The following is a 13,955-nucleotide window of genomic DNA, read 5'->3' as shown; positions in this document are numbered from 1 at the left end:
GGTTTGGGGTGGGAGGTCGGCAGTCATTGTAGCCGTTTTGTGTTGTGTTGCGGTCTGCGCGTTGGGCTAGTCCGGCCTCGCGGCTGGTCCCGAGGGCCCCCCCCCGACCGGCACTTCTCTACGTAGCGCGAGGGTCTGGTGATCCGGTGCCGTGCTGTCGCCGTATGCCACTCGCCTGTCACTCGGCCGCGGCGATCCAGTTCTGCAGCTGCTCGGTGGTGGTGGAGGGATCCGCGACGAGTACGGCGAGCTCGTCGTCGGGGGAGTTGAGCGTGGGGATGGCGGGGCAGCGGTGGCAGGCGTCCACCCCTGCCTGGTTCCACCACTTGCAGTGTGGACGCAGATGGCACCGTGGCACGGCTCCCGTGGCGTCGGGTGACGGCAGGGTCTGTATGCGCTCGATCAGGCCGCAGGCATCGCCGACCCGGTTCGCGCAGCCGGACACGCAGTGCGAGGCGAACCGGAGCACCCGGTGGGGCGCGATGCCCTCGGGGATGCCGGGCAGGACCTGCGCTGCCGGTACGGGCTCGGCCAGATAGACGACCTGGCCGTTCTCCCCTGATCTGACGCCCAGAACGACGGATTCCGGACGGTGGGCTTCCCCGCTGGGGCACCAAGTGGTGTGGTCTTCCCCGCCTTCTCTGTCTCCCCCCGGACTGTCCACGGTGCGCACCTGCGCCCGCTCAGGAGTTGACGGTGTCGGCGCCGTCGGGACTGCTCGTGAGGGCCCCCAGGATGGGCCCGCCTATGTCGCCTGTGTTCCCTCCGCTCGCCTGCTCGGCGGCGACCGCCTTGTCGATGTGTGCGGCCAGGTGCTGAGCGTCGATGCGGTCGGCCGCGTTGGCGGTGCCGGCGGCCGCGAGGAGCCCGGTGAGGAGCGCCGCGGTGGCGGCCGCTGCCCGTATGTTGTGGTTCATGCTGTCCCTCCCTGAACGTTGTCGTCACGACTGACAGAGGCGACCGTATGCACCAACTCCCGTTCGTGGAAGTCGTTTTGGGGCGTAACTTTTGAGCCAAAGAGAGGTCGTCGGGCGGGCGGCCCTGCGGTCGGCGACGGGTGCGCGGGATCGGAGCGGCAAACGGCAACGCTCTGTGATGTCGCCGCCGTCGAGGCCGTTGGTGATGGCGTGGAGGTCGTGGTCCGGGCCTGTCCGACCGCCGGGCGTGGCTCCATGAGGAGGCGGTCGGCGTTAGTGGGGCGGCCCACGCGTCACCCCTGGCGGCGTGCCTCGCGCCACTCGCGTACGGCCTCGTCCACGTCGATCGGCTCCCGTCCCAGAAGTGGCCCCGGAGGCGGCTGCCTGAGCATGGCGGCGATCTTCTCGTTGATCGGCTCCAGGAGCGCCCGTACGGTTCGCTCGGACGGCGCCTTGGCCGCTGCGGCCAGCGCGTCCTCGATCTCCTTGCGGAGCGCCAGAGCCGGCGGCAGCATCGCGGTGATGCCCTCGCGGGCCATCTTCTGGCGGATCCACCACATCTCGTCGTACGGCTGCGCGGCATCGGGCAGTGGCTTGCCGAAGCCAGGCAGTTCGGCGAACTCACCGCGCTCCTGTGCCTCGCGGATCTGCCGGTCCACCCACGACTCAACGCTGATACCCGGAGGCTTGCGCTGTGTCACCAGATCACTCTCCTACGTCACGCGGCGACGGCCGAGGCGCTCCCGCCGGGGAACGGAAAAGGACACACCCAAGCCTAGTCGCGGTGTTGGTCCGGGGGAGCCCTGGGGGGTGGGACGCCAGGATCCGCGCGGCGCCCTACAGGCCGAAGGCGCCGCCTTCGGTCAGGATGAGCAAGCCGATGGTGATCAGCACGAGCGGCAGCGGGATGTGGCGTTCGCCCGCCGCGCGGTGAACGCTGCTCTCGTCAAGGTCTGGTCCGTACGTATGGCCATGACCTGGCCCAGGGAGACCAACAGGTGTCCGGTCCGGACTTCTACGCCCACGTCGCCACGCGCGGCGACGTCCTCGGGACCGGAGTCGGATCCGGTCCCGATGCGTGGGAGGCCACAGCGGGGTCGGGCTACCTCGATGGTTGCGGTGCGAGGCTGCTGTGCCGGGAACACTCAGGGCAGCTGCCCGCGGACGTGCCGGGTGAACCGGGCCGGTGCCCGGCAGGTCAGGGTTCTGCCGCGGGCGGAGGCGCGGGAGAATCGCGGCATGGTGATCTCCGCGCGTGCCCTCAACCGTGCCACGCTCGCCCGGCAGTTGCTGCTCGGCCGCGAGCCGCTAGACGCTGTGGAGGGGCTGCGACGCGTGGTCGCCCTCCAGGCGCAGCAGCCGGCATCGCCGTACATCGCGCTGTGGAACCGGCTGCGCGGCTTCGACCCGGCCGAACTCGATGCGGCGCTGGCCGACCGCAGTATCGTGAAGGCGACCCTCATGAGGCTCACGCTGCACGCGGTCCACATCGAGGACTACCGGAGCTTCCGTGAGGCCATGGAGCCGACGCTGCGCTCCTCCCGGCTCGGTGACGCGCGCTTCCGTTCGTCCGGGCTCAGCGTCGATGACGCCGACGCCCTGCTTCCCGGGCTGCTGCGGTACGCCCAGCGGCCGCGCAGCAGCGCCGAGTTGGGGGACTGGTTCGAAAAGCGCCTCGGCCGGCCCCTGGAGGTCGGGGCGCAGCGGATGCTGCGGCAGTACGCGCCGCTGTGGCACGCGCCCATGGGCGGGCCCTGGGCGTTCACCGACCGGCTCTCGTACGTCGCTGCGAAAGAGCAGCCCGCCCTGGGGGACCCCGAGGCGCCCGACGAGGGTCTGCGGGCCCTGCTCCGCCGCTATCTTGCGGGCTTCGGACCGGCGTCGACTGCCGACATGGCGCAGTTCGCGCTGGTCCAGCGGCCCCGGGTCAGAGCAGCCGTGAAGACCCTCGCGGACGAGCTGGAGCAACTGCAGGGCCCCGACGGCACGGTGCAGTACGACATCCCCGGCGCGCTCAGGCCAGATGAGGACACACCCGCACCGCCCCGGCTGATGGCGATGTGGGACAGCGTCCTGCTGGCCTATGCCGACCGCAGCCGCGTGATCCCGCCCGCCTACCGCAAGCATGTGACCCGCGTGAACGGCGATGTGCTGCCCACCCTGCTGGTCGACGGCCAGGTCGCCGGCGTCTGGCGCGCCACCGACGGCGGCATCGAAGCCGGCGCCTTCCACCCCCTGCCGGAGCGCGTCTGGGAGGAGTTGGCGGCCGAGGCCCGGTCCCTCGTCGCCTTCCTCGCCGCCCGCGACCCCAGGGCCTACGCCCGCTACGACCACTGGTGGACCAAGGGTGTGCCCGCCACCGAGACCAGGTTGCTCCCGGGCGACTGACCCGGCGGTCGACACACGGTGGGGCGGCGGGGGGCGTTTCCTCGTCTCCCGTTCGCAAGGGTCAACGGGAAACCCGTCGACTCCGACCGGTGCCGAGGACGAGGCTCGTCCCGGCGGGTCCGGCGCACGGCGCCGGACCTGACGGAGCGACATCCGCCACCGGTCACCGCCCACGGGCTGATCTAGGAGAGTTTCATGAAGCTGCGTTCTTGGTCCCTGGCCGCCGTCCTTTCGCTGACCGCCGCGCTCGTGCCGGCCGCAGATGTGCTGGCGGCACCGGCTGCCCCGGCCGCACCGGCCGCACCGTCCTGCACGGGCGGATCGATCTGCTTCTACACCGGATCCCGCTACGACGGCCGGAGTTGGGAGTGGGTCGCCAAGGACGGGTACCACGACATGCCCGCCGCCTTCCACGACAACGTCGGCTCGTTCGTGGCGAACGTCGACGGCTGCTTCATCAACTGGAGCCCGAAGGAGACCCGGGTGGTGCGCAACGGCGACAACCGGATCGACTACCGCAGCGACTTCGGCGGCCGGATCGACGGCGTCGGAAACACCTGCTGAACCGTCGGTCAGCCCTGCGGTGCCCCGTTGTGAGCGGTGCCGCTCGCGTCCCGGGGCCCGTCCCGGTCCAGCGTGTCGGCCAGTTCCGTTCTGCGTCGTATCCGCAACTTGCGGTACGTGCTGGTCAGATGGGTCTCCACGGTACGGCGCGCCACATGCAGCAGATCGGCGATCTCGGTGTTGGTCAGGCCGTCGGCGGCCAGTTCGGCGATGCGGCGCTCGCTGCCGGTCAGCGCCCCGGGACCGGTGTGGTCCAGGGCGGCGCTTCGGGCGCCGCTCTGGCGCAGGGCCTGCCCGGCCAGGGTGACCATGCCCACGGCGCCCCTGCCTTCGGCCAGCTCGGCGGCCTCGCGCAGGCAGTCGCGGGCATGGCTGCGTTCGCCGGCGGCATGGAGCTGGCGGCCCTGTGCCAGCAGGGCGCGGACCAGCTCCATGCCGAGGTCGGCGGACCCCTGCCGCAGGGTCGCCACGGCCTCCTCGGCCAGGTCGAGACCGCGCCGTCCTCCGGTGACGGCGCCCAGTACGCGAAGGGCGCGGCCCACCGTGCGCGGGGTGTTCCACACCCGCGCAAGTCGCAGCTCCTCCGCCGCCAGGGTCACCGCGTCCTGCCCACCACCCAGCGCAAGGCGGCACTGCGCCGCCGCCGTGCGCCACGGGGTGACGACCGGGCTGACGACGTCGCGGGCGGACTGGCGGCGCCCGCACTCCAGGAAGTCGTGCAGCGCGCCCGCCGGGTCGCCGGCGTTGACCCGCAGCGCGCCCCGCGCGTAGAGGAAGCGGTTCAGCTCGAAGTTCTCCGCTGCCTGGCGCAGATCGAAACCGGCGGCGAACCGCTGTCCCTCCTCGATACGGCCGGTGTGGACGAGCGCCAGCAGAGCGTTGGCATCCCGGTTGGTCGGGCCGGGGCGCGCCCCGGCGGGGCTGTTCGGCGCGTCGGCGTCGAATGGCGCGGTGAGCAGGCGGGCGGCATCGCCACGCGCCGCGGCGATGTCGGCGCGGGTATTGAGCAGTGCGTGACGCATCGGGTGGAGCAGCATCGAACGCTGTCCGGCCAGACCGTGCTCGACGAGCCGTTCCGCCTCGTCGAGTTCGTCGGCCCACTGGGCCACAGCGGCGGCCGTGCCGAGCAGGAAGGGCTCGGAGAGCGGGTCGGTGGGCTGGGCGAGCAGGTCCCGTATCCGGGTCATCGCCTCGTGGGCCGAGATCAGCCCGGCCGTAGCGGCATACCGTACGAGCAGGGCCTGTCCGGCGGTACCCACCAGCTCCGGAGTGTTTTCCGCTGCCTCGCACAGCCAGCGGTAGACCTGCCGCCGGGTCGCCGGGTCCCCGTCGGACAGCAGGGCGGCCGCGGTCTGCACCGTACGGGCCAGGTCCGGGTGACCCGAGAGCTGCCCCTCCGTGCGGCGCATCACCTCCAGGGCCGTACGGATCTCGCCGCGGTCCACCAGGGCGGTGCCCAGGGCGACGGCGGTATGCACCCGGTTTCGGGGCTCGGCCGCCAGGTGCTGCGCCTCAGTCAGGCGCGCGATGGCTGCCGGGGCGTCCGCCGACGCGTAGTGCAGGGAACCCAGTTCGGTCAGCAGCCGCTGCCGCTGGCCGTCGGGGAGCGGCTCGTCCAGTGCGCGGCGCAGATAGCCGACGGCGTCCTCGGGCCGGGCGTCGTGCACGGCGACCGTCACCGCGTCCCGCAGGACACGCGGCGCCCAGGGCAGCTCGCCGCCCGGCACCCGCAGCAGGTGCCGGGCGACGGCCTCGGCCCGTTCGCCCTGGCGCAGCATCGCCTCCGCCGCTGCCCGGTGCGCCGCCTGCCGACTCGCCTCGGGCCAGCCGGTGAGCACCGCGTCGCGCAGGAGCGGATGCGCGTAGCGGGGACGGCCGGAGGCGTCGTAGCGCAGCAGGCCGAGCCGGGTCATCGCGGTGAGCCAACCGGTGATGCGGACGGGGTCGGCACCCGTCGCCTCGGAGAGGAGGTGCACCGGATCGCTCGCGGCCCGGCCGCTCAAGTCGTCCACGGCCACCTGGTCCTGTGGCCATGCCTGTTCCAGGGCCGCCAGGCAGCGGGCCACGTCGGCCGTGGCCGGACCGGCGCCGCGCAGCCACCAGGAGACGGCCGCCGGATAGGACCCGGGGTACAGGGCGGCACAGGTCTCGGGCAGGGGAGGGGGCCCGCCGAGCGCGGGAAAGTCGTGGTGCGGCCCGCCGCCCAAGTCGTCGAGGAGGGCGTGCAGCAGCAGCGGACTGCCCGCGACCGCGCGCACGCATGCCGCCGTCCACTGCGGTCCGGCCGTGGGAAAGGCCTCCCGGACCAGGTCGGCCGAAGCCCCGTCGCTCAGCGGGCCGAGAGTGTGGGCGCGTACGAGTGAGGGTGACAGCGGCTGGGTGAGTCCGGCGGGCCGTGGCTCGATGTCGTACTGGCTGCGCTCGGTGGCCACCACCAGGACGGGTAACCGGTCGATGTGCCGGGCGGCTTCGCGCAGCCAGTGGCATGAGGAGTCGTCGGCCAGGTGCACGTCGTCCACGGCCAGCAGCAGCGGGCCTTCGGTCGCGTACGAGCGCAGCAGCCGCCACAGCCGGGCCGCGTCGGCGCGCTCATCCGCGTCGGCCGCGATGTCCGTGAACTCCGGTACCGGGGCCAGCAGATGCCGCACCGCGGCAAAGGGCACCGCGCTGTCCTCGGACGAGCAGCGCACGCGCAGCACCCGCAGACCGCGTTCCCCGGCGTGCTCGGCGGCGGCCTCCAGTACGGCGGTGCGCCCGGTACCCGTGGTGCCGCGCAGCACGACGAGGCCGCCGGTGCCGCCCCGGGCACGATCGATCTCCGCCGCGACCAGCGCGAGGGCGCCCTCGCGTTCGCGGAGCGGTCCGCTCATCGCTGCCTCCTGAAGTGGATGGAGCTCCCCTTCGTTAAGGCGATCCCCTTCGACAAGACGTGCGAAAGGCGGCGAAGGTGGGGGTGAGATCGATCACGCAAGGGGGAGCGGCGCGCCGTTCGCAGGGGGTTGCGCGGCGGTCTCGTGGTGCGCCTCGTGGTGCTCCACGATTGCGCACGCCGCCGCGGCCCCCGAAGGGTGGAGACAGCCATCCGCTGCCGGACGGACCCGTACGGCACGCTCGTGAACAGGGGAAACGGTTGCTCAACTCACCTCGGACCGCCACCGCGTCCGATGCAGGAGACGGCCACCACGCCGCCCGTCAGCGCGTCCCGGTGGCAGTCACCGCCCCCGATCCCATCAGCCGGGAGGGCGCGGTCAGCCAGCTGCGCCGGCATCCGGAGATCGAGCTGCGCGAGCAGCCCGGTCCCGGCACGGTCGCCCTGCTCATCGAGAACGTGCTCGACGAGGCGGCGCTCACCCGGCTGCGCCGGATCGTACGCAGCCAGGGCGCGCGGGCCGTGGTCGTGGTCGACGCGATCCGTGAGACGGAGCTCCTGGACGTCGTCGGGTGCGGCATCGGCGCCATCGTCTGGCGGCACGACGCCACCGCGCACCGGCTGGTGCAGGCGGTGCTTGCCGCCTCCCGAGGTGACGGAGACCTCCCCGCCGACCTGCTCGGACGGCTCATCAGCCAGGTGGGCACTCTGCACCGGGGCACGGCGGGCCGCCCCGGCGCCCCCTCGCTGGGCCTCCAGCCCCGGGAGGTGGACGTGCTGCGGCTGGTCGCCGAGGGGCTCGACACCGGGGAGATCGCCGCCAAGCTTTCCTACTCCGAACGCACCGTGAAGAACGTGATCCACGGCCTCACCACACGGCTGCATCTGCGCAATCGCGCGCATGCCGTCGCGTACGCCCTGCGGGAGGGCTACCTCTGACCGAACGGGCATGCCACCGCGGACGGTTCGGATCGTAGGGGCAAGGACGTCTGCCCGATCGTCGGTCCCGCCGTGCCTGCGGGCGAGACGGTGCGCGGGGCACGATCGGTGCCGGAAGACGACAGCGAGGGAGCCGGCGGACCGGCATGACGGGAGCGCGAACGTGATCCACGAGGCGGACGAGGTACTCAAGCGCCTCCTCGGCGGCGGAGCGCTGGCGGGCTCCGGCATCGACGTGTCCTTCGAGGCGCCCACCCGGGACTGGGCGGCCCGGCGCAACGCCCCGGTGATCAACACGTACCTGTACGACATCCGGGAGGACGTGGACCGGCGCCAGCGCGGCCACATGCCGGCGCGCGACGAGCGGGACATCGTGGTGCGCCGCCGTCGGCCACCGCGCTGGTTCCGGCTGTCGTACCTGGTGACGGCGTGGACGAGGACCCCGCAGGACGAACACCGGCTGATGTCGGCCGTACTGGCGACCCTGCTGACACGGGAGCTGGTGCCGCCGGCCGAACTCCCCGGCTCCCTGGCGGCACTGGGCCTTTCGGTGCCGGTGACGGTGGCCGGCAGCCGGACGGAGTCCCGCTCCCTCGCCGAGATCTGGTCCGCCCTGGGCGGCGAACTGAGGCCGTCCCTCGACCTGGTGGTGACCGTGCCCTTCCCCGCCTTCCCCGAGTACGACGCCGGGCCCGCGGTCACCGAGGGGGCGACGGTACGGCTGCGCGGCACCGACGCCGGTCCACCGCGGTCCTCCGAGCGCTCCCACCGGCCGCATCAGGTGGCCGCCACGCGCGATGCCCGCAAGGCCGCGGCGCCGGACCGTCCGGACCCGCGGTGAGCGCCCGGTACGCCGAGACACCGGCCGCCGTCCCCGCCGCGCCGGTGCCCGCCCGGTACGACGACGCCGCCCACGCGCTGCTCGCCCGCCTCGCCGCCCTGCGGGAACAGGTGGCCGCACTGGTCGAGGAGCGTGCCGCCACCGACCCCACGGCCGACGACCCGCTGCGCGGCCTCTACCTCTCCGACGAGGCGGTGCACCACCTGCTGCACACCTGGCCGCCCGCCACGGCGGGACATTCCGCACCACCCCCCGCTCACTCCGGCGCGCAGCACGACCCCGCCGACCGCCTGGCGCGGCTGGCCGAGCGGATGGGGCTGACCGAGTGGGACACCACCGTGCTGCTCATCGCCCTCGCCCCGGACGTCGACCGCACCTTCGAGCAGCTCTATGGCTACCTCAACGACGACGTGAGCCGACGCCGCGCCACCGTGGGCCTGGCCCTCGATCTGTGCGGGCTGCCCCCGTCCACCGCGGCGGCCCGTGCCCGCCTCCACGCGTCCGCGCCGCTGCGCGCCCTCGGCCTGCTGGAGGACGAGGACCCCGAACGCCCCTTCCTCAGCCGCGCGTTGCGCGTGCCCGACCGGCTGGTCGGCCACCTCCTGGGCGACGAGACCCCGGACGCCGCCCTCCTCGGCCGGCTGCACCCGCTGCCGGACCCGCTGCCGGCCGCCCCCGGCGCCGAGGACTTCACGGACCGGCTGGCGGCCCGCCTGCGCAACGGCCCGCTCACCGCCTATCTGCGCGAACCACGGGAGGGGGACGGACTGGCCGCCCTCGCCACCGCCCTGCGCGCGGCCGGCCTCGACGCGCTGCAGTGCCCGGAGCCGACGGACCGCGTCCCCGAGCTCTTGCGCGAGGCACGCCTCAGCGGGCGGGCGGTCGTCGTGCCGGGTCTGCCCGACCACCCCGGCCCGCTGGTGCGGGCGCTGACCGCGGCACCGGACGTGACCGTACTGTTGACGGACCCGCGCCCCTACGACCCGCACTGGTCCCCGTACGACCCGCTGGTTCTCGAAGCACCGGGCCGACGGGACGGTGGAACGTCCGCCTGGCAGGCCGCGCTCGGCGCGGACGCGGACGGTCTCGACCTGGCCGTCACCGTCGCCTCGTACCGACTCGGCGGCGACCGCGTCCAGCGTGCCGCGCAAGCCGCCCGCGCCCTCGCGGCCTTCGACGGTACGCCGGTGACCGCCGCCCACGTCCGCCTCGCGGCCCGCCGCCAGTCGGCCTCGGGGCTGGAACGGCACGCCCGGCGGATCCGGCCCGCCGTGGACTGGCGGGACCTCGTCCTGCCCGAAGGGCCCCTGACTCAGCTGCGCGAACTCGCCCTGCGCGCCCGCCACCGCGACCGCGTCCTTGGCGAGTGGCGGCTCAGTGCCGGCGGCGGACGTGGCCGGGGCGTCCTCGGTCTGTTCGCGGGCGAGTCCGGCACCGGCAAGACGCTGTCGGCCGAGGTGGTCGCCGCCGACCTCGGCCTCGACCTCTACGTCGTCCAGCTGTCGTCGATCGTCGACAAGTACGTCGGCGAGACCGAGAAGAACCTGGAGCGGATCTTCACGGAGGCCGATCGCACCGACGCCGTACTCCTCTTCGACGAGGCCGACGCCGTCTTCGGCAAGCGGTCCGAGGTGAAGGACGCGCACGACCGGTACGCCAACATGGAGAGCGCCTACCTGCTCCAGCGGCTGGAGTCCTTCGACGGTATCGCGTTGCTCACGACCAACCTGCGCGCCAACATCGACGAGGCGTTCACCCGGCGCCTGGATCTGGTGGTCGACTTCCCGTTCCCGGACGCCGGGCAGCGCCTGGCCCTGTGGCGGCACGGCCTGGTGCACGTCCCGTGCGCCGACGGGATCGACCCGGCGCCGCTGGCGCGGGACTTCGAGATGGCCGGCGGGTCGATCCGCAGTGCGGTGGTCTCCGCCGCGTACCTCGCCGCCGGGCGCGGGGGCGAGGTGACCGCCGCCGACCTCCTGGAGGGGGCCCGCCGCGAATACCGCAAGGCGGGCCGCCTGGTGCCGGGGGAGGGCGGCTGGTGACTCAGTCCTTCGCCGGGTGGATGACCTGCCACTCCTGGTCGTCGGTGTTGGAGCAGTCGAAGAGCGTCAGGCGGGCGCCGACGCCGCCGTCGCTGTAGCCCCCCACGTCCAGGCACTTGTTGTTGCTGGCGAGGTTGCGGATCCAGTAGGCGCCGCTGTCCTGCTTCTGGATCCACCACAGCTGGTTGTCGGCGGTCGTACCGTCGCAGGTGAACTCGGTGATCCCGGTACGGATGGGCTGGGCCCCGTAGTAGGGCAGGTCCATGCACAACTGGTCCTTGACGTTCCGGATCAGGAACAGCGGAGTTCCGCCCGGGCCCCCCTTGGGATCCGTCACTTCGAGGTTCCAGTTCTGGTTGTCGCCCGTCTCGTGGCAAGTCGCCTGCTGGACAGGCCCGTTGAGCTGTCCTTTGTCGCGCCCGGGGAGTTCGGCGCACATCTTGGTGGTGGTGTTGCGCAGCAGGATGTTGGTGGCAGGCACTACGGGGGGTGGGCCGGCCGGCTTCTTGGACGGTGCCGAGTCACCGCCGCCGCCCTTGGAATCCCCCCCGGCGGGCGGCTGTTCCTTCGCGGTCGGCTCGGCGGCACTGGGGGAGGCCAGCGGCTTGGGGGCGGCGCTGGGCGGAAGCGTGTTGCCCGCCTGTTGGGTCTGCTCGGTGGCGCTGCTGCGCACCTGGGGCTTGTAGGCGATCCACAGCATGACGAAGGTGATCGCGAGGGCGGTGACGAGGCCGAGGGAGGTCGCCAGCCAGCGGGGCAGGAAGCCTCGCTGCACGTAGGTGCCCTGCACCTCGGTGGGCTCGGCTCCGGAGCGGCGTACGGCCAGGGTGAACGGCCGTTCCTCCTTGGAGCCGAACCAGATGATCCGCCGGGGCCTGAGCGCCGTGTCCACGAACGCCGCACGGCCCGGTTCGATCTGCAGGGCGGCGGGGCGGATCTCGTACGAGAGGTGCTCCCCGGTGTCGCTTCCGCTGACCGACGCGGTCACCTTGGTGTTGCCGAGGTTGTCGACCGCGAGCCGTGGCCGTCCACGAAACCGGCCCTTGACCGTCACCGGCACCAGCTCGGCCCGCACCTCGCTGAACGGTGTGATGGTGAGGTTTCCCTCCGGGACGGTCACCGCCTGCGGGTGCTCGGTCGGGGTGATGCGCACCGCGTACGGGTTCGGTCCGGCCGTCGCGTCCGGGGTGCGGGGCGGCGCGAACGTCAGCTCCACCGTCCCCGTCGTTCCCGGGTACAGCCGCAGCGTCTGCGGCTCCACCGTGGTCCAGGGCGCGGGGCCGCCGACGGGCTCGAAACGGTATTCGTCCACCACGTCACCGGTGTTGCGCACCCGCAGCCGCACCTGTGTGGTGCTGCCGGGGTCGACGGTCGCGGACGCGGGTTCCAGGGAAGTCCATAGGCTCACACGACGACGCTAGGGGGCGCCTTTCGTGATGTCAGGAGCCCTTGGGACACGGTGAGTTGCCCGGCATTACCTGTCTGCTTGCCCTTGCGGTCCACACTGACCGGAGGGGGCTCCATGGGCGGGCCGGATCTGGCGTGACCGTACGTCCAGCCGGTCCATCTGCTGTCCGAGACCATGGTGTACCCAGGGCGGTCGTTCGCGCCACGGGGACCGAGAGCCGGTCCTTACGGGCATCGCCGGGGGCAGCCGCACTGCCCCCGCACCGGCCCCTGAGGCCGTTTCGGCGGGGGCGGTGCGCGAGTGAGGGTGAGGGGAGTCCTGTCTCGTACCCCGAGGAGAGCAGAGCATGCCGTCCTATCTGTCGCCCGGCGTCTACGTCGAGGAGGTGGCCAGTGGTTCGCGCCCGATCGAGGGCGTGGGCACCTCGGTCGCGGCCTTCGTCGGCCTCGCCCCGGCCGGGCCGCTGAACGAACCGACACTGGTGACCAACTGGACGCAGTACGTCGCGGCCTTCGGCGTCTTCTCCGACGGCTACTACCTCGCGCACTCCGTCTACGGGTTCTTCAACAACGGCGGTTCCGCCGCGTACGTGGTCCGGGTCGGCGGCTCGGCCGACGGCGCCGCCGGGAACGGCGGGGGAGCGGCTTCGAATCCGGTCGCGGTGGCGGGCACTTCCGCCCCGCCCGCCCTGCCCGCCGCCGAGCCCGCGCAGCTCGGCACGTTCGCCGTGACGGCCACCGCCGCCGGCGCGAACGGTCCGCTGACCGTCGAGGTCGCCGACCCCGAGGGCGAGGGCCCCGCCGAGCGGTTCCGGCTGATCGTCAAGGACGGCGGAAAGCCGGTCGAGACCTTCGACGTGAGCGCCAAGAAGGGCAACCGCTCCTACGTCGTGACGCAGGTCAAGGAGCAGTCCAGGCTTATCGCCGTGACGGAGGCAGCGCCCTCCGCGCAGCTGGCCCGGCCGGAGAACCAGACGGTGACACTGCCCGCGCCGCCCGCTGCCGCTCCCGCCGTGTCCCGGGACGCCGCCCCGGACGAGGCCGCCCACCCCGGCCCGGCCCACTACCTCGGCGACTCCGCCGACCGCACGGGCTTCGGCGGCCTGGAGGCCATCGACGAGATCTCCATGGTCGCCGTGCCCGACCTGATGGCGGCCTACCAGCGCGGCGCGATCGACCTGGAGGCCGTCAAGGCGGTCCAGCTCGGCCTCATCGCCCATTGCGAGCTGATGGGGGACCGGGTCGCCATCATCGACCCGCCGCCCGGGCTGAATGCCCGTCAGATCCGCGTATGGCGCCAGGAGACCGCCGGCTACGACTCCAAGTACGCGGCCCTGTACTACCCCTGGATCAAGTCCTTCGACCCGGCCTCCGGGCAGTCGCGCCTCATCCCGCCGAGCGGCCACATCGCCGGCATCTGGGCCCGCAACGACTCCGAACGCGGTGTGCACAAGGCCCCCGCCAACGAGGTCGTACGCGGCGCCGTCGACCTCGAACTCCAGATCACCCGGGGCGAGCAGGACCTGCTCAACCCCATCGGCGTCAACTGCATCCGGGCCTTCCCCGGCCGCGGCATCCGCGTGTGGGGCGCCCGCACCCTCTCCTCCGACCCGGCCTGGCGCTACCTGAACATCCGCCGGTACTTCAACTACCTGGAGGAGTCCATCCTGATCGGCACCCAGTGGGTGGTGTTCGAGCCGAACGACCACAACCTCTGGGCCCGTATCCGCCGCAACGTCTCGGCGTTCCTGGTCAACGAGTGGCGCAGCGGAGCGCTCTTCGGCCAGAGCCCCGCGGAGGCGTACTACGTCAAGTGCGACGAGGAGACGAACCCGCCGGAGTCGGTCGACCTCGGCCGGGTGGTGTGCGAGATCGGCATCGCGCCGGTCAAGCCCGCCGAGTTCGTGATCTTCCGGCTGGCCCAGTTCTCCAGCGGCAGCGGTGAGTTGGAGGAGTAGGCCGCACCGCGGCCTCCGTAAGTACGTACG

At 72.6% G+C, this 13,955-nt stretch carries 11 protein-coding genes; 6 read left to right on the top strand and 5 right to left on the bottom strand.

Annotated elements, in window-relative coordinates; genetic code table 11:
• Positions 1 to 178: 178 nt before the first annotated feature.
• The 3 genes from ACZ499_RS15450 to ACZ499_RS15440 form a co-directional block, all read right to left on the bottom strand.
• The gene (locus ACZ499_RS15450) at positions 179 to 664 is read right to left on the bottom strand and encodes a hypothetical protein (protein ID WP_468675306.1); all 486 of its coding nucleotides are present in this window, start codon (positions 662 to 664) and stop codon (positions 179 to 181) included.
• 19 nt (positions 665 to 683) lie between these two features.
• On the bottom strand, positions 684 to 917 hold the full coding sequence (locus tag ACZ499_RS15445; protein ID WP_468675304.1) for a hypothetical protein: 234 nt from the start codon (positions 915 to 917) through the stop codon (positions 684 to 686).
• Between the two features lie 293 nt (positions 918 to 1,210).
• Positions 1,211 to 1,618, bottom strand: a complete 408-nt coding sequence (locus ACZ499_RS15440; RefSeq protein WP_468675302.1) for a DnaJ family domain-containing protein — start codon at positions 1,616 to 1,618, stop codon at positions 1,211 to 1,213.
• A 538-nt stretch (positions 1,619 to 2,156) separates the two neighbouring features.
• Here ACZ499_RS15440 and ACZ499_RS15435 point away from each other — a divergent pair.
• Both ACZ499_RS15435 and ACZ499_RS15430 read left to right on the top strand, forming a co-directional pair.
• Positions 2,157 to 3,305, top strand: coding sequence for a winged helix DNA-binding domain-containing protein (locus ACZ499_RS15435; protein WP_468675300.1), 1,149 nt, complete (start codon positions 2,157 to 2,159; stop codon positions 3,303 to 3,305).
• Between the two features lie 195 nt (positions 3,306 to 3,500).
• Positions 3,501 to 3,869: a peptidase inhibitor family I36 protein gene (locus ACZ499_RS15430; protein WP_468675296.1), complete on the top strand. Its 369-nt coding sequence runs from the start codon at positions 3,501 to 3,503 to the stop codon at positions 3,867 to 3,869.
• Positions 3,870 to 3,877: 8 nt separating this feature from the next.
• Here ACZ499_RS15430 and ACZ499_RS15425 read toward each other — a convergent pair whose 3' ends face one another.
• Positions 3,878 to 6,739, bottom strand: a complete 2,862-nt coding sequence (locus ACZ499_RS15425) for an AAA family ATPase (protein WP_468675293.1) — start codon at positions 6,737 to 6,739, stop codon at positions 3,878 to 3,880.
• 260 nt (positions 6,740 to 6,999) lie between these two features.
• Between ACZ499_RS15425 and ACZ499_RS15420 the strand changes: the two genes are divergently transcribed.
• The 3 genes from ACZ499_RS15420 to ACZ499_RS15410 all read left to right on the top strand — a co-directional run bounded on the left by ACZ499_RS15420 (position 7,000) and on the right by ACZ499_RS15410 (position 10,560).
• Positions 7,000 to 7,677, top strand: a complete 678-nt coding sequence (locus tag ACZ499_RS15420) for a helix-turn-helix transcriptional regulator (protein ID WP_468675290.1) — start codon at positions 7,000 to 7,002, stop codon at positions 7,675 to 7,677.
• A gap of 163 nt (positions 7,678 to 7,840) precedes the next feature.
• Complete coding sequence (locus ACZ499_RS15415) at positions 7,841 to 8,518, top strand: Pvc16 family protein (protein WP_468675288.1); 678 nt, start codon at positions 7,841 to 7,843, stop codon at positions 8,516 to 8,518.
• A gap of 44 nt (positions 8,519 to 8,562) precedes the next feature.
• Positions 8,563 to 10,560 carry an ATP-binding protein gene (locus ACZ499_RS15410; protein ID WP_468675476.1) on the top strand — a complete coding sequence of 666 codons (1,998 nt, stop codon included), beginning with the start codon at positions 8,563 to 8,565 and terminating at the stop codon, positions 10,558 to 10,560.
• A gap of 1 nt (position 10,561) precedes the next feature.
• Here ACZ499_RS15410 and ACZ499_RS15405 read toward each other — a convergent pair whose 3' ends face one another.
• Positions 10,562 to 11,968 (bottom strand): RICIN domain-containing protein, encoded by a 1,407-nt coding sequence (locus ACZ499_RS15405; RefSeq protein ID WP_468675287.1) that lies wholly within the window; start codon positions 11,966 to 11,968, stop codon positions 10,562 to 10,564.
• 346 nt (positions 11,969 to 12,314) lie between these two features.
• Between ACZ499_RS15405 and ACZ499_RS15400 the strand changes: the two genes are divergently transcribed.
• The gene (locus ACZ499_RS15400; protein ID WP_468675285.1) at positions 12,315 to 13,925 is read left to right on the top strand and encodes a phage tail sheath family protein; all 1,611 of its coding nucleotides are present in this window, start codon (positions 12,315 to 12,317) and stop codon (positions 13,923 to 13,925) included.
• Positions 13,926 to 13,955 lie beyond the last annotated feature (30 nt).

The organism is Streptomyces sp. NPDC031265 (assembly GCF_055570295.1).
Note: the sequence above shows the minus strand (reverse complement) of the source record. Positions and strands in the feature narration are given on the sequence as shown.

Excerpts from the sequence above, each read along its gene's own strand:
- ACZ499_RS15400 (WP_468675285.1), top strand. The coding sequence starts at position 12,315 with ATGCCGTCCTATCTGTCGCCCGGCGTCTACGTCGAGGAGGTGGCCAGT.
- ACZ499_RS15425 (WP_468675293.1), bottom strand. The coding sequence starts at position 6,739 with ATGAGCGGACCGCTCCGCGAACGCGAGGGCGCCCTCGCGCTGGTCGCG.
- ACZ499_RS15430 (WP_468675296.1), top strand. The coding sequence starts at position 3,501 with ATGAAGCTGCGTTCTTGGTCCCTGGCCGCCGTCCTTTCGCTGACCGCC.
- ACZ499_RS15435 (WP_468675300.1), top strand. The coding sequence starts at position 2,157 with ATGGTGATCTCCGCGCGTGCCCTCAACCGTGCCACGCTCGCCCGGCAG.
- ACZ499_RS15445 (WP_468675304.1), bottom strand. The coding sequence starts at position 917 with ATGAACCACAACATACGGGCAGCGGCCGCCACCGCGGCGCTCCTCACC.